The 19,529-nt window shown below is 52.3% G+C and carries 12 protein-coding genes; 8 read left to right on the plus strand and 4 right to left on the minus strand.

The features are described 5' to 3' along the window. The first annotated feature begins 170 nt into the window (after positions 1-170). The 4 genes from JW953_10900 (at position 171) to JW953_10915 (ending at position 4,735) form a co-directional block, all read left to right on the plus strand. On the plus strand, positions 171-1,151 hold the full coding sequence (locus JW953_10900; protein ID MBN1993202.1) for a hypothetical protein: 981 nt from the start codon (positions 171-173) through the stop codon (positions 1,149-1,151). A 39-nt stretch (positions 1,152-1,190) separates the two neighbouring features. Further along, the gene (locus JW953_10905; GenBank protein ID MBN1993203.1) at positions 1,191-2,153 is read left to right on the plus strand and encodes a hypothetical protein; all 963 of its coding nucleotides are present in this window, start codon (positions 1,191-1,193) and stop codon (positions 2,151-2,153) included. A 90-nt stretch (positions 2,154-2,243) separates the two neighbouring features. Further along, positions 2,244-2,900 (plus strand): SUMF1/EgtB/PvdO family nonheme iron enzyme, encoded by a 657-nt coding sequence (locus JW953_10910; protein MBN1993204.1) that lies wholly within the window; start codon positions 2,244-2,246, stop codon positions 2,898-2,900. 188 nt (positions 2,901-3,088) lie between these two features. Next, positions 3,089-4,735 (plus strand): hypothetical protein, encoded by a 1,647-nt coding sequence (locus tag JW953_10915; GenBank protein MBN1993205.1) that lies wholly within the window; start codon positions 3,089-3,091, stop codon positions 4,733-4,735. Between the two features lie 478 nt (positions 4,736-5,213). Here the strand turns inward: JW953_10915 and JW953_10920 are convergent, their stop codons facing one another. The 3 genes from JW953_10920 to JW953_10930 are packed head-to-tail and all read right to left on the minus strand — an operon-like array spanning position 5,214 to position 12,396. Continuing rightward, positions 5,214-5,663, minus strand: coding sequence for a response regulator (locus JW953_10920; protein MBN1993206.1), 450 nt, complete (start codon positions 5,661-5,663; stop codon positions 5,214-5,216). Continuing rightward, positions 5,663-9,928 (minus strand): PKD domain-containing protein, encoded by a 4,266-nt coding sequence (locus tag JW953_10925; GenBank protein MBN1993207.1) that lies wholly within the window; start codon positions 9,926-9,928, stop codon positions 5,663-5,665. Before JW953_10925 ends, JW953_10920 begins: the two co-directional genes overlap by 1 nt. Positions 9,929-9,948: 20 nt before the next feature. Beyond that, positions 9,949-12,396 carry a HAMP domain-containing protein gene (locus tag JW953_10930; protein MBN1993208.1) on the minus strand — a complete coding sequence of 816 codons (2,448 nt, stop codon included), beginning with the start codon at positions 12,394-12,396 and terminating at the stop codon, positions 9,949-9,951. A 327-nt stretch (positions 12,397-12,723) separates the two neighbouring features. Between JW953_10930 and JW953_10935 the strand changes: the two genes are divergently transcribed. From JW953_10935 to JW953_10945, 3 genes are all read left to right on the plus strand, one after another. Beyond that, positions 12,724-13,134, plus strand: coding sequence for a hypothetical protein (locus tag JW953_10935; protein MBN1993209.1), 411 nt, complete (start codon positions 12,724-12,726; stop codon positions 13,132-13,134). After that, positions 13,127-14,086, plus strand: a complete 960-nt coding sequence (locus JW953_10940; protein MBN1993210.1) for a glycosyltransferase — start codon at positions 13,127-13,129, stop codon at positions 14,084-14,086. Before JW953_10935 ends, JW953_10940 begins: the two co-directional genes overlap by 8 nt. A gap of 162 nt (positions 14,087-14,248) precedes the next feature. Then, positions 14,249-15,313, plus strand: a complete 1,065-nt coding sequence (locus tag JW953_10945; GenBank protein MBN1993211.1) for a flippase-like domain-containing protein — start codon at positions 14,249-14,251, stop codon at positions 15,311-15,313. A gap of 22 nt (positions 15,314-15,335) precedes the next feature. On the opposite strand, the gene JW953_10950 is transcribed toward JW953_10945, so the two are convergent. Next, positions 15,336-16,982, minus strand: a complete 1,647-nt coding sequence (locus JW953_10950; protein ID MBN1993212.1) for a ribonuclease J — start codon at positions 16,980-16,982, stop codon at positions 15,336-15,338. A 395-nt stretch (positions 16,983-17,377) separates the two neighbouring features. On the opposite strand from JW953_10950, the gene aceE reads away from it, so the two are divergent. After that, a partial coding sequence (gene aceE / locus JW953_10955) for a pyruvate dehydrogenase (acetyl-transferring), homodimeric type (GenBank protein MBN1993213.1) occupies positions 17,378-19,529 on the plus strand: 2,152 nt, incomplete at its 3' end.

Below are 19,529 nucleotides of genomic sequence, written 5' to 3' on the forward strand. Positions count from 1 at the left end.
AGAAAATAGCCTGGACCCGATAAATTTTAACGGCCAATTTTTATTTCGTGCTCAAAAAAGTGTCAACTAAATTGTGAACCATCCCGGTTTTTTTGTGTAAAATGGAGGGGTGATGACCCAACCGGAAAACTACATCATCATCGCCCAATTGTCCATAAACGAGGTGCGCCATGCTCTGTCCATTCTGCCTGGCCGACGTCAAGTTCAAACGCCAAAAATTAACCGGCCAACCGGCCTCCATCTACCTTTGCCCCAATTGTAATGAGCAAGTCCCGGCCCTGTATGCCCAGGATTATCGCCAATATCTGCCCGTGATTATCAGCGCCGTCGGGTTTCGCCAGCATGGCAAAACGGTTTATTTTGCTTCCCTGTTTTACACTCTAAAAAAACTGACCCTGGCCCGCGATTGGCCGGAATTTTTTACCATGGGCCTTAACGAAGACAGCCTGGATACGGTTTACGACAACGCCCGGATGTTAGAGGGCGGCGCGCTGCCCGACTCCACCCCCAAAAACTTCCCTCGCCCGACCATGGTCCGCGCCGAGGGCGTGCCAATGCAGCCCAATTGCACCATGCTCTTTTTTGACACCGGCGGCGAATGTTTTGAAAAGCCCACCCAATTGGTCCAATTTGCCGGCTTTGTGCGCCGGGCCAAAGCCGCCATGTTGTTGGTCAGCGTGCCCGATCTGGCAGATCCCCGCGCCGAGATGCAGCAACTGCTCAATACCTATGTGGTGGGCATGAGAGAATTGGGTGGCCGCACCAACGATCAACACCTGGTTATTGTTTACACCAAGGCCGACCAACTGGCCGCCCGCTTTACCGGCCAATGGCAAGACCTGCACCACTATCTCCTGCAAGGTTCGGTGGATGCCCTGGCCCGGCCCGACGGTTATATGGCCCGGATGTATCAAATCTCGCACCGGCTGTATAACTTTACCGAACAAGAATTGCACGCCCACGAATTCATCAACACCGCCCAGGCCCATTTTAAGAGCCTCAACTTCTCCATTATTTCCGCCTTGGGGAGCGGCCCTATTGGCGCGCGGCTGCCGGTGGCTATTGTGCCCCGCCGTATTCTTGACCCGCTTCTGTGGATTATGGAAAAATCTTTTCCCAAAACTTTCTGGCGCAGGTGGTGGGGTTACTAAGCTTGCCCGCCGCCCGGCGGTTGAGCGAGAGGGTTAGCCATGTCGTTGTTTTCAAAACTGACTGCCACGGTTGGGCATTTGTTTACAACAACCGAGCCGGCCATTGTGGAGCAGAAACAGCGCCGCCAGGTGCAGCACATTCTCCGGCGCGAGTGGCGTCACTGTAACGACCGGGAATACGGCCAGCACCTGGCTGCTTTGCTGGCCGGTACGCCCCTGGACGGAGAGATCAAAGAACAGGACCGGCCTCCGGCCTTAGCCGTGGAAAGAGCCTTGCGACAGGCTTGCCAGCTCTGGCCTCAAGCCCAGGCTGTTTGGGCTGACCCGCTCTGTTTGTTGGACCAACAGCAACAACAACCTCCTTCCCCTGAACACCTTATCGCTGAGCTACAAAATGCCGATTGGCGCAAACGGTTTATAGCTCGCCATACGCTGTTAGCGCTGGGCGGCGAAGCCGTACCTCATCTGGCGGCATTGGCCACCAACAAAAAAACTTTGTTGGGGGAGGACGCAGTCTGGCTGCTCCGCAGCATTGAGGCCGACACCATGGCCCGTTTCTCGGCTCACTACACCTATCTTCTCTGCCCGCGCTGCCTGGTACATTATTATGCCAACCAGGTTTACCGGCCCGATCTGCCGCCAATTGTTTATTATGGTTGCCGGACCTGCGGCCAGAGTCGCGAGTTCCTGGAATGGAGGGGTCAAGTGGTTACGGTATTGGACAAGAGGATGGAAGCGGCATACACGGAACAAGAGGGGATCATTTGGGGCAATTGGTTCTTGTCTCGATCACTCTTTGATTGTGATTGGGTTGAAATTATCCGGGCCACGGACGAAGACGTGGAACGTTTTGCTATTCAGATTGGCAATGACACCGACCCCTTCCGCAAACCCCGTTATAAAGAGATGCGTTGTGTGATTGGGCCGGAGTGTCAGTTATCGGAAAATACGCTGCGGATTTTGAATAGGATGTTTGGGCAGATAGAACGGGAACAGAGATAAGGGGTATATTTCGTTTGAAGGCAACGTCCTGACCAGTGTTTAAAGATTGGCCAGTTCAGTATCAAAACGTTAGATATTTAGGATAGGATTATGCTTTTATCCTTTGACCGGACTAACTTTCCCCTCATTGCCGTCGAGGCCATCTCGGTGGAAGTGCATCTGCTGCCGGTAACTAAGTGGCAGTTTGAGCAGTTTGTGCCTGAGTCTGGCCTGGTGAACCAAAGCCGGTACCAGGAAATGCTGGCCCTGAACCCGGCGGTTTCACTGGAGCAATTTACTTTGGCTGAGCGGGAAAGACTTTTTGTCACGGGTATTTTGCCGCAGGAGGCGCTGGACTTTGCCGGCTGGTTGGGAGCAGGCTTTGACCTGCCTACCGTAACCGAGTGGCGGGCCATTTACGCCGCTTTGCGGCGCACGGCTCTGCCGATGCAAAGCGAGTTGTCGTCGGACCTGGTGGGCGGCCCGGCGGGAGCAATTTTGGATAAGTTCACGGCAAAACTCCAGGCCAGATCCATGCTGGATTTTTCGTTGATGCAACATGGCCTGGTGGAGTGGGCCAGGCAGGGCCACAGTTGGGTTGGCCTGGGCGCGCCTCGTCCCAAGTTCCAGCCCCACCTATGGGACCCGTTGAGCAATGAAGTTAAACCCATTCGTTTGGATGAACGCCTGCCCTACTTCGGTTTCCGGCTGGTGCGGCGCGGGGAGTGGTATCTGGCGGATAAGGGGAAGGTGCGGTATGTGTATTGATTCGGGTCAGGGAGTAGGTAACAAGGTAGCAAGGTACCAAGGGTACATACGTAGTATCAGTAGATCCAAATTTGGGCTGGTAGTCCGCACTTCAGTGCGTTTTTTTAGGCATTAAAATGCCCACTCCAAACAACATTTTGGATCTACTGAGTATCAGAAAACATCTGATCAGTTGCAGGAGGTGTGGCATGGCCACTATTCAAGCTTGCCAACATATTTACAGCAATGTGGAAAAGGAACGTTCCCCCCAGGGCCGGGGAGGATTTCAAACACTCTTTTATACCCACTCCGGCCTGTTGGAGAGTGAAGTGGAAGAGATGGAAAGTCGTTTGCTTTATTTTCCCTCCAAAGTAGAGCCGGTCAAACGACTCTTTTTTACAACCTCCACCGGCAAGGGCGTGGTGGCGCAAATTGTCTTTTTACCCAATCCAGACGAGTTTGGCCGGGGAGGTCGCTACCTGGCTCACAGCCTGGTTTTTGCGTCGGAGGCATTGCTTCAGTTTGAGACCGATCCGTTCCGGGTATTTCGTTGTTTTTCGTTTCTGACTACGGTTGAGGAAGCATTGGCCCAGGGAGATTTCAAAACCGGCGATATTCCGGCTGTTTCATTGGAGCTACTGGCCGGCCTGGCCGGAGAGCTTAACGCAGCCGGAAGCTGGCCGGCGCCGGAGTTAAAAAAATTGGCGCTGCTGCCGCTTCGGGCCAAACAACATGCTCGCGAACGGGAGACCATTACTTTTACCGGCCAACCGGAACAAATCGAGTTGGCCCTGGAAGCGGCTTTTTTGGCCGTGCCGGTTTCGTTGCGACCCTATTGCACATTTGATACCTACTTTTATCGCTGCAATCTGGTGGCTACTTATTTTTGGGCCGTCGGCCTGCCGGAGCCGCCGGTTAGTATCAAGTTTGTTCAGGTGGATAGTCAGGCCCGGCAGGTGCACGGACAAATTGTGGGTCAACCGGAAACCGCTTACCAACGCTGGGTGGTCCAGGCCATTGACGCCGGGCAATTGGCGGAACTTGCTCGCTACCGGGAGAGCGCGTTTGCTTTAGCCGAGTGGCTGGATGGTCGAACGTACACATTATCCTTGTTGGCCGCCGCTCCTAACGAATTGATCAAAGCCGTTTTTAAGGCTAACGCCCAAGTTGTTCAGGAATCATTGCGCCGCCAGGTCAGGCAAGACTTACCGCCTGAGTTGGTCAACCGGGCGGCTGAGCGTATTTGGGAACAGGCGACGGAATTGGAACTTTACCGGCAGCTTCGCCAGGGTTTTGAGTTAGCCCAACTATTGGAGATTTTGTACGAAAGTTATGCGGCCCAGGAGTTTGCGGAGCCACCCCGGCCGGAAATCAAGGCATTGGCCCAACTGTTACAGCACACCCACCACGGATTGCTCAACTTGTTTCTGATTTACTGGAGCAGCCCTCGTAAGCAGTTGCCCAAGGCTCTGGAGCGGGCGGATGAGGCTGACTATCGCCGGTTTGGGGAAATTGCGTTAAACCTGAAGTTGCTCAAACCCTTGCATCTGCTTGCGCCCGGTCGAGGGAATGTGTTTCTTGACCTGTACCTGGCCAGCGGCGAGAACGATTGGGTTGATCTGGTGGAGGCGTTGTTAGAAAATGGAGAGGCGGCATGCCTGTCGCGCTTGACCAACCGGGTAGGGCAACTACCGGCCAAAGACCTGAAAAAGCTGGCCGGTTTGATTGACAACTATCCCGATCCGCCGGAACTGTTTCGCCGGGCCGTTGAGCAGACCCTGATTGCTTTGCCCCGGCAAAAGGGCATCAAAGGGATGCTGCAAACAATGTGGGGTCGCGGGGAGGATAAGAGATAGATTTCTAAAGTTAAGGTTTTGAAGGATGGGGTTGAAGGGGGCGGTCTGTCACTACTGCCGGGGACGTTTTTCGAGAATAGGGTCTAATGCAGGTAATGGAGTAGATGATTGTGTGCAGGCACCGCCGGCCCGGACCTTTATGAATCGCATTGCGGCAGATTAAGGAGTTCTGTTCGCTATCTTTGCCTGAAGCCACCAACGCCCTGATCCTATCACCAATTTCAAACCCCCCATCCCGGCAGGCGGGATTACTGCAAGGGAGCAGTTCTGGATAATCATCAGGTAAACAGACTATTCGTTCCTTCTGCCACACCTGGCGAAGGTTTGTGTCGTTCAAAATATTTCGTTCTTGCCAATCTATTGTAACATAAACCTGTCTTTGACTTGTCATAAGATTCTCCATTCTAATTTGTCCCTCCTCAACCCTCGGCACAAATTGCCTTTGGTCTTAATCAAATTGACGACGGCAAAAAGAATATCATTCCTCTTCTTCATGAGAATTGTCAACCAATAGGGTGAGAATTTCCAGCAATAGTTCGTCTTCGGTAAAGGGTTTGGCCAGGAAATGTTTAAGTCCCATTTGGGACGCTTTTTTAAGATGCCGGGCATCGGCCCAGGCGGTGATGATCATGGTGGGAATGTCTTTTGTAGCCGGGTTTGCCTGGATGGATTCGTAAACTTCAAAGCCGGTTATTTCGGGCAGCAGGATATCCAGGATGATAAAGTCAATAGGATATTGGGCCAGTTGCTCCAGTGCCAATCTACCATTGGTAGCTGTTTTTACCTCAAAACCGGCGTCAATCAGAATCTCCGAAACCATCTGGCCCATAATTGTATCATCTTCTATAAGCAGCACATTTTTGTTTGCTTCAAAGTATTTCCGGGCATGCTTGGAAACAATCAGGTCTGAACTGAAATGAGAAGTCATTACGTTTCCCTATCGGGTCCTTCGACGGTATTGTTTTGGGGTGTGTTTGACCCTCTTCTGCTGATAAAATAGTGTTTTTGTTTTGAAAATAGAAAGTAGAAAATCCCTGGCCAGGCTAAAAAAAGCAAACCACCGACTTGAATCGTGGTCGTGTCGGTACTGATGCCACCATCGCCATCATCTATTTGTAGCCCTACTGTATAAATTCCGGTGGTTGTTACCCCGGTATAGGTAACTGTTTGCCCTGGCGTTTCAAAGACGCTATCATTATTCAGGTCCCACGAGAAAATTAGGGGATCGGCAGGCACATCGCTGCCGTTGCCAATGAGTATCACCGGCACGCCTGCCGCAGTTGAGTATGGGCCGCCCGCATCGGCGACGGGGTCTACATTCAGCACGGTGATGCTAACAATGTCGGTGTCCGTGGCGCCCCCGTCGTCGGTTACGGTGAGGATAGCGGTGTAAACATTGTCGTCGGCATAGGTGTGAGTTATAGTCGGGCCATTACCTATAGGCGTACCATCGCCAAAGTTCCACTGATAGGAAAGCGTGTCGAAAATGCCAGGATCGCTGGAGCTGCTGCCGTCAAACGTAATACTGGCGCCTTCCAGGGCCGGATTGGGGTTAACCACGGCGGCAGCAACGGGTGGCGAATTGTTGACGGTGACGGTAGCCGTGTCCGTATCGGCGCCGCCCCGCCCATCGTCAATTTGCAGAACGGCTGTATAAACATTGTCATCCAGATAAACGTGACTTACAGTAATGCTGCTGGTGACAATAACGGGCGTGCCATCGCCAAAGTTCCATTGATAGGTTAAGGGATCGCCGGTGGGGTCGGTACTGCCGGTTGCGTTGAGACTCACCGGCAAGTTGACGGTAGTGGTGTACGGCCCATTTGCCTCGGCCGTGGGTGGGGCATTGTTGATGGTCACTTGAGCCGAATCAAACCCAACGCCCCCCTCTTCATCCGTAACCCGCAAAGTGACCGTATAGAAACCGGCAGCAGACCAGGTATTGATAACAGACTGGCCATTGGTTTCAAAGATGCCGTCGTTGTTCAAATCCCATTCATAGGTGAGAGTATCAGCAGCCACATCTGTAGCCGTTCCAGATAGGGTCAGAGGTATTGTTTCGTGGCCGGTGTAGGGGCCGAGCGCATCTACTATTGGTGGGGTGTTTTGCACGGCAACGGTTAAGGTATCAAAGTGTTCGCCAATTTCACCACCGCCGCCGGTGGGGTAGGGATAATCATCATCACGCACGCGCAGCGCCACGGTATAGGTGGCCGGGCCGTCGAGATAGATGGTTTGGGCAGAGACGCCGACAGCCTCTTCATCAAAAGTAACGCCATCGTAATAAAAATCCCAGGCAAAGGCCAGAATATCGGCGGTACCGGCATCACTTGAGCCACCGCCGTTAAAATTGATCGGTGTTCCTTCGTCTACGATGCGGTCCGGGCCGGCTTGAGCCAAGGGATTGGCGTTAAGGACGGTGATAGTGAGCGTGTCGGCGCCGGTCATCCCCCCATCGTCTGTTACAGTAAGGGTAACGGTGTAAACGTTGTTATCGGCGTAGGCATGATTTACATTGAGACCATTGGCAAGGGGGCTGCCATCGCCAAAATTCCAGCGGTAGGTGAGGACATCGTAGAGGCCAGGGTCGCTGGAACCGCTCCCGTTGAAAGTAACGGTAATACCTTCGAGCGTCGTGGTCAAAGTGGCGGTGGCGCTGGCGGTGGGCGGCAAATTATTGACCGTTACCGGGGCAATGTCATTATCTGTGCCACCGCGCCCATCATTAACCTGGAGCGTGGCGGTGTAAACACCGTCGTCTAAGTAGGTGTGGGTTACGGTGATACTGCTGGTGATAATACTGGGTGTCCCGTCCCCAAAGTTCCACTGATAGGTCAGGGAATCATTGATGGGATCGGTGCTGCCGGCGCTGCTGAGGGTCACCGGCAGGTTAACGGTGGTCTGATATGGTCCATTTGCCTCGGCGGTGGGCAGGGCGTTTTCGATGGTCACCTGGGTTGTGTCAAATCCAACGCCGCCATCGTCGTCGGTGACCCGTAAGGTAACGGCATAGATGCCGGCTGTGTTCCAGGTAGGTGTAATTGTTTGGCCGGGTGTTTCAAAGGTGCCGTCGTTGTCCAAATCCCATTCGTAGCTCAGGGTGTCAAGAAGCACATCCGTGGCTGTTCCAGACAACGTAGTGGGCAGTGTTTCAATACCGGAGTAAGGGCCAAACGCATCAACAAGCGGCGGCAGATTCCGAACCGTCACTCGTAAGGTGTCAATGTATTCGCCCATTTCACCACCTCCGCCGGTGGGATAGGGGTAATCATCATCGCGCACACGCAGGGCTACTTTGTAGGTGGCCGGGCCGTCAAGATAAGTTACCTGGGCGGAGGCGCCGGTAGCTTCTTCATCAAAAGTAGTTCCCTCGTAAACAAAATCCCAGGCAAAGGTCAGCAGATCGTCCGGTCCCGGATCGCTGGCGGTGCCGTTAAAGGTGGTTTGGACACCCTCGTCAACAATCCGGTCAGGGCCAGCGTTGGCGGTTGGGTTGGCATTCAAAATGGTGACAGCCACAGAGGCGGTATGGTTATCACCGCTATCGTCTGTCACCGTTAGGGTAGCAGTGTAAACATTGTTGTTGGCGTAGATGTGGGTGGTGGTCAAGGTGTTGGCGGTGTGGCCATCGCCAAAGTGCCAGTTATAAGTGAGCGCATCGAAGATGCCAGGGTCGCTGGCGTTGCCCGCAAAAGCAATTGAGTCGCCTTCAAAATGTGCTCGGTTGGGGTTGCTGATTTGGGCCATAGGCGGCGCATTATAGGCAGTGACGGTAGTGGTGGTTAAAACCTGGCCGCCATCGTTATCTTTAACGCGGATGCCAACAGAATAACGACCCTGGTTGTACCAGGTGTGCGAGATAGGGGAGGTCTGACTCATGGCCTCAAATTGGCCGTCATTATTCCAGTCGAAGTCGCAGGTCAGGGTATCGCTGCCGACATCAATGGCCTTGACTTTCAGTGTTAGCGGCGACCCTTCAAATACCGGGTTGTTGTTAGTTACACTGGCAATGATTGGGGCCACATTTTTGACAGTCACGTTGACGACTTCTATGGTTTCCCCACCATCGTCATCCTGAACGCGCAGGGCCGCGGCCACATTGGCCGGACCGTTGGGGTAAGTTTTAGAAGCGATGGGGTTGAGAACGTCGGGGGTGAAGGTGAGACCGTCGTAGTCCAGGTCCCAGGCGTAAGTCAAAGGATCAAAATCGCCGGCCGGATCGCTGGCCGTACCGAGGAAAGAGATAGTCTCACCTTCTCTTATGACCCAGTTTGGACCGGCGTTCACAAAGGGAGCCAAATTTTTCACATGCACAAGCATGAACTTTTCGGTCAGGCCGTCATCATTATCTCGAACCCGCAGCCGGACGGTGTAGTCGCCGTTGTCAAGATAGGTGTGTTTGGGGTTGAGGGTATCAAAAAGGGTCCTGCTGCCGTCGCCAAAATCCCATTCGTAGAGGAGAATGTCGTGTCCCGGATCGGTGACAGCGGCTGAAAATTCAACCTCCTCGGCCTCATTGGCGGATTGTTTATTGGCCATTTTGATGGTAGGGGCAACATTACTAACGCTAACGGTGGTGGTATCGGTCACAACCTGTCCGTACCGGCTGGTGGCTTGAACCCCGATCCGGTATTGGCCCTCGTCGTAAAAAATTACTGAGGCTATAACTCCTTTAGCATCGTCATATTCTCCGTCATTATCCAGGTCCCAGTAAAAGGTGACAGCTCCGGGTAAGAGGTAGAGCAGATTCATATTTTCGATCACAAGATGAATTCGGCTGCCTTCAAACCCCTGGTAAGGCCCGCCAGCATTTACCGCTATTCTTTTCTGGGGAGAGTGGGCCGTAGTTGCAGATTCAACGGCAGGAATTGGTCTAATAGTCAGATTATTCACATTACGAGGAATTGTTGCAGCCTGGGCATCTTGCTTAACCGCCTCGATGATTTGAGGATTGACCGGGGGCAATTTGGGCGCTGCGGAAGGGTCAACCCCGTAGTTGCCGGCAACTTGAGACGTCAGCTTAACCGGCCACCATTGTTGTGTGTTTCGTTTCATTCCCCACGTGGCCACAGTAAAGATAAGGCCCAAACTCAGGAGCAGGAAGATGATCACCAAAGTATTGAAGTGCAGAGCATCCCGGTTTCTGGGGTTGGCTTGAATTTTTTTGGTTTCGCTGTTTATGGTGTATTGCATTTTCAAAATCTGTCAAACATTCATACCGGAATTACTGATGTCTCTGGCTCAATAAGTTGGAACTCGGCGCTTGTTAAAGCCGGTGTGTTCCTGGAGTTATCCGCCGTTGTTTTGGGGAGAGTAATGAAAAAGGTGCTACCTTGACCTACTTCGCTTTCTACCCATACTTGCCCGCCGTGGAGTTCCACCAGATGTTTAACGGTTGTTAAGCCAATGCCCATACCACTATGTCCGGCCAGGTGAGCCACGCGAACCTGGTAGAATCTTTCAAAGATTCGTTCCTGGTTCTCTTTGGCAATGCCTACCCCATTGTCGCGCACGCTGAGTAATATTGACTCCCCGTAATCCTGGAGGGTAACTTGAATATGCCCGTCTTCGGGCGTAAATTTGATGGCGTTTGAGAGCAGATTTGAAAATATCAGGTCAATCTTTTCGGCGTCTGCCTCGATGGGGGGTAGCTCGTCTGGAAGATTGGCCACAATGATATGGCCGGCCAACTCGGCCATGGGTTGAAAATCGGTCACGGTTTTGCGGATAGTCTTTTGAATATCTACAGAGTTGAGGCGCAAAAAGGCTTTACCCGCGTCCAGGCGTTGAATGGTCAGCATAGCGTCAACCATGGTCCGCATCCGTAAGGTGCTGACGACCAGAAAATTCATGGTTTTCTGTAAGTTGGGGGGTACTCTTTTTTGAGCAAAACTGGCATAACCCATCATTGCTCCCAGCGGGGTGCGCAATTCGTGGGCGGCAATGTTAATAAATTCAGTTTTTAGATCATCCAGTTGTTGTAGCTCTTGATAGGCTCGTTGCGTTGCCTCAAAAAGTTGGGCATTTTTAATGGCAATGGCCGCCTGGTTGGCCAGGGTGCGCAGTAATCTTTCGCTGTCTTTATTTAGTAGCTCGGCAGGGGGTTGGTTCCCGGCCGGGGTAAAAATGAGCATCCCAATAATTTCTTGTCCGGCGATAAGGGATGTGACCAGGATGTCGGTGATGCCGTTAGCCGAAAAAGCTCCCGGCGAGTAGGAAGCGAGGTTGGAGACACTGATAACCTGCGGTCTGGTTGCGGCCAACAGGCCACGCTCTCCATTCTGTTCGCCAAAGGCCAACATCGGGAAAGAATGGGGCGCTTGCGGCGCTGAGGCTTTGGGGATTAAGGTTTGATTTTTCTCGTCCAGTAAATAAATGATAACCTGGTCCGTATTGCGGATAACGCCCCTGACACTGGCAATGATGGCTTGCAGAACCTGATCTAGATTCAGGTTTGATTTGATGGTTACGGCCGTACTGCTCTCGTGAAGGGTGATTAATTCATCTATTTTATCTTGCAGGGCATGCGTGTAATTGGCCAAACTCTCGGTCATATAGTCCAGGGAACGGGCCAGGGAACCTATTTCGTCATTCGTAGAGATTTGGGTGCGCCGGGTAAAATCGCCATCGGCTACGGCCATTGCGTTTTCCATTAAATGGTGTAATCGGCCGGTAATCCTGCTGGACATAACGTAACCAATGCCAAAGACCATTAATAAAGCCGTAGTAAAAATTATAACCATTTGGTTACGCGCGTTTGTGCCTTGCGATACAATAAATGTGGTTGGAGTGGCCACCGAGTAAAAGCCCAAGGGCGCCCCCCTGGCCCAAAAAATGCTGTAGATCAGGTCATATTCGTTTTCTCCCACAGAGATGGATTTTTGGGGACTGGTTTCACCCTCAAGGGCCAACAAAAGCCGGGTTTCGGTGGGGGTCATCGCCAGCGCGGCCGGGGTTTCCCCACCGCCGGGAATAGTAGTGCCAATAAGTTGCCCCTCAAGGTCGTAGAGGCTGACATCGGTGAAGATAATTTGTTTGAATGAGTTGAGTAAATTTTGGATGTAGCTGCCGACCAGAACCACACCAATGATTTGGTCTTCCTGTTTCACCGGCCCGGCGGTAAGCAACATTTCATAACCGTCTATCGTGGCCAGGGTGGTATATTTGTCGCCTCGCGCGTCAACCACACCCTGCAAAACCTTGTTCACAATCGGCATGTCCGCCAGGTTTGCCGTTGTAATCATATAGTCCTCTATGGCGTTTGTGCCAGGCGTCCGGTGAATGGCTAATAGGGGCAGACCATCGGCGTTGATCATGTCAACCCGGTCAATATTGTTGTTGACCATAATGGGGAATAACAGGTTTTGCAATTGCGTCTGATTGTTTGAGAGAAGGGACTCGTCAATGCCTGTAGTAAAAGCAATAACTCTGGCCGTAGACAAATGCAATTGCTCTCGTTGGGCCAGGCCGTCGGCCACCGCTTTTCCGGCTTCAAACAGTTGCCCGGTGAATCGTTCTTCCAATGAACCGGCCACCAGGCGGGTGCTTAAGTAGGTGCCTGTAACCGCCACCATCAAGGTAAGCAAGGCAAACGGCAAAATAATTTTAAGCCGTATCCGCGAGCTAACGTAACTTACGATCCGTTGGATGTATCTAAACATTGTCAATTGAAACGGACAGTTTACTTGAGTTGAAATGGGTCCATAGAAATAAATCGGTGGTTAATGCCTTAACTACCCACCCTTAACGTCTCTGAAAGGCGTTCCAATTGTAAACTGCTTGGGAAAAACAGATATGAAATGTTAGCCTGGTGAATGTACGCTGGTGTAGAATATAAAAAAGAAAATTACGCCCATAATCATTTTATCACAGGGGGAGGCGTTGTCAAGATGGAATTTTCGGGTGTCAAGCATATCTTTGGCAACAGAATATGAATATGGTAAAATCCATTTCATACCTTGATTGTATAGAGTACCCTGGGGCTTGAGATGAACGGTAAAGATTATAAATTGTCATGGGTGGCCTTTGTTCTGTTTTACCTGGTGTTGGCCTCCATTGTCACCATTTTGGATTGGTTTAATCACGTTTTGACCTTACCCTATTGGGGAGCGCAGATTGGCTTGATTACGGTAGGCGTAGGGGTTTTTGCCATTGTTGGTATTTTTACACCGGATTTATCTGCGGCCCGAGGGGTGTTTTTGGCCTTTACGGTTGGCATTTTGACCATCATCCCAGCCGTGTTGATGGGCCTGGGTAAAATACCCGGCTTTTGGCCCCAATACTTTTATATTGCTTTTGGGATGGCCGCCGGTAGTTTTTTGACTTTTGTTTTTCTAAAGTTTTCCAAAAAGATAACCCATAAAGACCAATCTGAGTTGGAGTCTGATCATCTTGATTGAACAACCGCAACCCATAAAATGCAGCGTTGGGATTACGGCCCATAATGAAGAGGCCAATATTGCCCATCTTTTAGAGGCAATGTTGAACCAACGTCTCCATATGGTTGAAATTGCCGAAATCATTGTGGTCGCTTCCGGTTGCACCGACCGCACCGGAGACATTGTGCGTGAGTTTATGGTCCTGGACCCCCGGATCAGGCTATTTGTGCAAGAAAAACGTGAAGGTAAAACCAGCGCGATTAACATTTTTCTTAAACACGCTACCGAGGATGTGTGCGTTTTAGAAAGCGGTGATACAATTCCCCACGAAGACGCCGTGGAGAACCTGGTCCGCATGTTTGCGGATTCGGCGGTGGGTATGACCGGCGCGCACAAAGTGCCGGTCAACACCCCGGAACACATTGTTGGGTTCCTCTCTCATTTGCGTTTGAAAATGGAGCATCAACTTTGCCTGGAAATCCCCCGCCTGGGCGAATTGATCGCCTTCCGCAAAGTTTTTGACCACATCCCCTCGGATGTGGCCATGGACGAAGCCTTTGTGGAAGCGTTGGTCATCCGGCGGGGTTTACAGGTGCGTTACGCCCCCGATGCCGTTGTTTTTAACATGGGCCCGGAGACCGTGCGAGATTTTGTCAAACAGCGCCGGCGCAACCATGCCGGTCACTTGCACCTTAAGGCTAAATACGGTTACGAGGTCTCCAGTATGGGCGCGCCGCGCCTGGCAAAATTGGCGTTGGATGAAATTTTTGGGGCGCTGCGCCTGATATGGATTTTGGGCGTGTTGGCTGTGTTGGAAGGTTACTCGCGGCTGCTGGGCTGGTGGGATTACCGGGTGCATAAACGCACGCATGTGGTTTGGGATATTGCCTGGACCACTAAAGAAGTCAAACGCCCGGTTGACGTTACCGGCATTAGCATTACCTCGCCTCATTTACCGGCCAAACGGGAATAAAAGGCGCGTTATCAAAAAAAACGCCTTCAACAACATCAAAAAGCGCGGTCTTTTTCAGATGGCGCTTTTTTTGCGTCTTGCCTGCTTTTACCGCATAATAAGCCGCTCATGAGTTCATCCGGCCCCCAAAATGGGCGCGCCATTGGATCTAAGGAACTTCATTTGAAAGATAAATTGATTGCCGGGTTAAAAATCGTCGTCAGCCTGGGGTTGATGACTTACCTGTTTTACCGTTTTTTGTCTGATCCTGTTGACCGGCAGACACTGGTCAATACCCTTGCCGCGGCCAATTACTGGTACTTGTTTCTGGCCCTGGGGCTGTACCTGATTGCGGTAGTGAGCAATGCCGTGAAATGGTTCATTTTGCTCCGGGCGCAGGGTATTCCCGTGCCGTTGGGTCCAGTGACCAACTATACCTTTGTCGGTTTCTTTTTTAATAACTTTCTACCGGCCAACGTTGGCGGCGATATTATGCGGGGTTACGGTTTGGCTCGTTACACCGAACGCAGCGCTGAAGCGGCTGTTTCGGTGGTGGTGGACCGAATTATTGGTTTATTGGCCTATATGTTTACGGCCGTGATCGCTGCCTTAATTGCCGTTTATCTGGCGCCTCATCAACTTACAACCCACCAAACCCTCACTGAAAGTTTAAAATATATTGGCCTGGTGGCAATTATTGGCACCATAGCCATTGCCGCTGCTTTTGCGATGATGTTGAGCCACCGGCTGCGCCAATTAGTGGGTAAAGTTTTTGCCCTTAAATTTTTACAGCCCTTGCAGCCACTTTACCAGCGTTTATCCGACGCTTTTGGCGCGTATCGTCATCAATATGCCGCCTTATTGGGGGCCTTTGGCGTGGGCGTGATAAACGTATTGCTGACCGGCCTGGTGGATGTAACCATTATCGCCGGATTGCCGGGCCACATTCCGCCCATTTACATTTTCCTGTTCAACCCTATAATTGCGGTGGCTTTGATTGCGCCCATCAGTATTGGGGGGTTGGGCACAATGTCGGCTTTTTATGTGTATTTTTACGGACTGGTGGGCGTGGCCGGCCCCCTGGCTTTTGCCCTGTCGCTGATCAAGCAGGCTGTTATTTATCTGGGCAGCCTGCCCGGCGGCGTATTGTGGCTCCGGCGGCGGGAAAAGGCCGGCGAGAATAATTTGTCTGTGGAACAATCAGGGGAGGGTAGAGGGGTGGAAAGAAGTTTTCAAGAAGGAGCGTAGTTTTTAAGATCAACGTTGCTTCTTAAACTTCCAATACTACCGGAAAAATCATAGGGTTCCGATGGGTGCGCCGGTAGAAAAGCTGGCTCAACTGGTCGTTGATCACGGTGGCCGCGGTGTCGCGGTGGATGCGGCCGCTTTCCACCAGTTCAATCACCCGCTCTTTGGCTTCTTCAATCAACTCTTCGGAATCGCGGACGTAAACAAAACCCCGCGAGATAATATCCGGGCCTTCAATTAATTCGCCGCTTTTTTGGTCCAGGGCAATCACCACCACCACAAAACCATCCCGCGATAACAAGTGGCGGTCGCGCAGCACCACGCTGCCCACATCGCCAATGCCCAGGCCGTCAACCATAATCTGGCCGCTGGGCACGCGCTCGGCCAGAAAAGCGCCTTGTTCGTCAAACTCAATCACCTGCCCATTTTCAACAATAAAAACATTCTCCGGGGGAATGCCCATTTCTTCACCCAAACGGCCATGCAGCACCAACATACGATACTCGCCCTGGATGGGAATGAAATATTCGGGGCGAACCAGGTCAACCATTAGTTTTTGCTCTTCCTGAGCGGCGTGGCCGGAAACGTGCACCGGCATTAAGTTTTGGTAAATAACATCAGCCCCCAGCCGGAAAAGATTGTTCAGAGTGCGATGCACCAATTCCTCGTTGCCGGGAATAGCCGTAGCCGACAAAATCACCGTATCCCCTTTTCTCAGGCTGACCAGGTGATGTTCTTCATTGGCCATGCGCACCAGGGCGCTGGTCGGCTCGCCCTGGGTGCCGGTGCAAACAATAACCACTTTGGAAGGGGGATGGCGTTCCAGTTCGTTGACGTGGAGGAACAAATCCTCCGGGGCCGACAGGTACCCCAACTCTCGCGCCATTTTTACGTTGTCAACCATACTGCGGCCCACCACGGCCATGCGGCGGTTGTGTTTGAGGGCCGTATTGATCACTTGTTGCACCCGCGAAATATTTGAGGCAAAGGTGGAAACAATGATCCGTCCTTTGGCCTTGCTAAAGATCTTCTCAAACGTTTCGCTCACAATTTGCTCCGAAGGCGTACGGCCGGGCCGTTCGGCGTTGGTGCTGTCGGAGAGAAGGGCCAGCACGCCCTTATCGCCGTAAGCGCGCAGGCGGTCCAGATCGGGCAGCTGGCCGTTAACGGGGTGTTCATCAAACTTGTACTCGCCGGTATGGATGATCAACCCCCGGGGGGTATGAACGGCGTAACCCACCGCGTCGGGGATGGAATGGCATACTTGAAACGGTTCAATCCTGAACGGCCCAATTTCAATAACGCTGTCGGTGGTGATGGTGTTGATCTCTGTTTGGGCCAATAACTTGGCCTCTTTCAATTTCACCTCGATCAAGCCCTGCGTGAGCCGGGTGGCGTAAAGCGGCACCGGCGTTTCCGGCAAAATATACGGCAAAGCGCCAATGTGATCCTCGTGGCCGTGGGTCAGAAAAATGGCCTTGAGCAGTTCCGGGTTATCAAGCAGATAGGTAATGTTGGGAATAACCAGGTCAATGCCCAGCATATCGTTTTCCGGGAACATCAGGCCACAATCAACGGCAATGGCGTCGTCCCCGTACTCAATCAGGGTCATGTTTTTGCCCACTTCACCCACTCCCCCAAGGGGAACAATACGTAAAGTTTCTGTCACGGGAGGCTCCTAAATCAAATAGCAAATTACAAATAGCAAATTACAAATTACAAATAGCAAATTACAAGGCAAGTTGCCCTGCAGCGTGTTGCTCGACACTTTGGGTTGCGGGCAAGTTTATAGCTGATCATGCACTATTAATAATTTTCCTTAGTTTAGACATTTCGCCCAAATTGGTCAAACTATGAATGTTAATTTAGCCACAAGCCCTAAACTTGTTTGACAGGAATCTGCAAGCTGGCTATCATAACGAGCAGCACTTTTTGGGGCAAATCCTCACAAACTACCTTCTCCTTACTGCCCTATGTTAAAAACCGGAGTCAACAGTAAGGCTTACACCTCTGCCGTTTATTTTGTTGGATTAATCTAAGGGGGATCAATCAACCATGACCGACATGCTACACCAGGAAGAAGCGGAAAGTATTGAAGCCATTGAAACCGGGGAATGGCTTGAATCATTGGATTATGTGCTGCAAAGCGGCGGGCCTGACCGGGTGCAGCGTTTGCTGGAAAAACTCAATACTCACGCCTACCAAAATGGGGTGCGCTTGCCCTTTTCGGCCAATACGCCTTACATTAACACCATCCCGGCCAACAAGGAACCGCCCTTTCCCGGCAATCGGGAGATTGAACGGCGCATCAAAAGCATTATCCGCTGGAATGCCATGGCCATGGTGGTGCGGGCCAACCGGCAGAGCAGCGGCATTGGCGGCCACATTTCCACTTACGCTTCGGCGGCCACGCTGTATGAAATTGGCTTTAACCACTTTTTTAAAGCCAAAGGCGAAAACTACAGCGGCGACCAGATTTATTTTCAGGGACACGCCTCGCCGGGAATTTACGCCCGCGCCTTTTTGGAAGGCCGGCTGTCGGCGGAGCAGCTGGAGAACTTTCGACAAGAATTGCGGCCCGACGGCGGCCTCTCCTCTTACCCCCACCCCTGGCTCATGCCTGATTTTTGGGAGTTTCCTACCGTTTCCATGGGCCTCAGCCCGCTGATGGCCATTTACCAGGCTCGTTTCAACCGTTACCTGGAAGATCGCGGTTTCAAAGAGAATACGGGCCACGTGTGGGCCTTTTTGGGCGACGGCGAAACCGACGAGCCGGAAACCCTGGGCGCTATCAGCCTGGCCGCCCGCGAGCAACTGGATAACCTGATTTTTGTCATCAACTGCAACCTCCAACGGCTGGATGGCCCGGTGCGCGGCAACGGCAAAATCATCCAGGAGTTGGAAAGAGTTTTTCGCGGCGCGGGCTGGAACGTGCTAAAAGTGATCTGGGGCGGCGATTGGGACCCGTTGTTGGAAAAAGACCACGACGGCGTGCTGGTTGACCGCATGTGCCAGGTTGTTGACGGCGAATATCAAAAGTATGTGGTCGAGAGCGGCGAATATATTCGCGAGCGTTTTTTTGGCGCCGACCCGCGCCTGGAAAAGTTGGTTGAGCACCTGTCTGACGACCAGATCCAAAAATTGCGGCGCGGCGGCCATGATCCCAAAAAAGTGTACACGGCCTACAAAGCGGCCGTTGACCACCAGGGATCGCCCACCGTCATCCTGGCCAAAACCATCAAAGGCTACGGCCTGGGCGAAGCGGGCGAAGGCAAAAACATAACCCACCAGCAGAAAAAACTCAACGAAGAAGAACTGCGCGAATTCCGCGCCCGTTTTGGCATCCCCATTGCCGACGAAGACATTGCCGAGGCGCCCTTCTATCGCCCCCCCGACGACAGCCAGGAGATCATCTACTTGCACCAGCGCCGGGAGCAGTTGGGCGGCTACGTGCCGGAGCGCAACGCGTCGTGTTGTTACCTTAACACGCCGTCTGAAAAACTGTTTGAAGAGTTTTACGCCGGCACCGAAGGCCGCGAAGTGTCTACCACTATGGTCTTTGTGCGGATGCTGGCCAAAATGCTGCGCGATCAGGAAATGGGCCGCCTGATTGTGCCCATTGTGCCCGATGAGGCCCGCACCTTTGGCATGGAAGCTCTCTTCCGCCAGGCCGGCATTTATTCGCACGTGGGCCAGCTTTACGACCCGGTTGACTCCGATAGCCTGCTCTACTACAAAGAAGCCACCGACGGCCAGATTCTGGAAGAAGGCATCACCGAGGCCGGTTCTATGTCGTCCTTTATTGCCGCCGGTACAGCCTACGCCACCCATGGCGTTAATACTATCCCCTTCTTTATCTACTACTCCATGTTTGGCTTTCAGCGCATCGGCGATCTTATGTGGGCGGCGGCTGACCTGCGGGTCCGGGGCTTTTTGATCGGCGCTACCGCCGGGCGTACCACCCTGGCCGGGGAAGGTCTCCAGCACCAGGATGGCCACAGCCACGTCTTGGCCTCTACCATCCCCACTTTGCTCACCTACGATCCCTCTTTTGCCTACGAAATAGCCGTAATCATCCGGGAGGGCATTCGCCGGATGTACGAGGAGCAGGAGAACCTTTTCTACTATCTCACCGTAACCAACGAAAATTACCCCCAGCCGGCGCTGCCCGACGAGGCGGTCAAAGAAGGCATTCTTAAAGGCATGTACAAATTCA

The organism is Anaerolineae bacterium, assembly GCA_016931895.1.
Classification (GTDB): domain Bacteria; phylum Chloroflexota; class Anaerolineae; order 4572-78; family J111; genus JAFGNV01.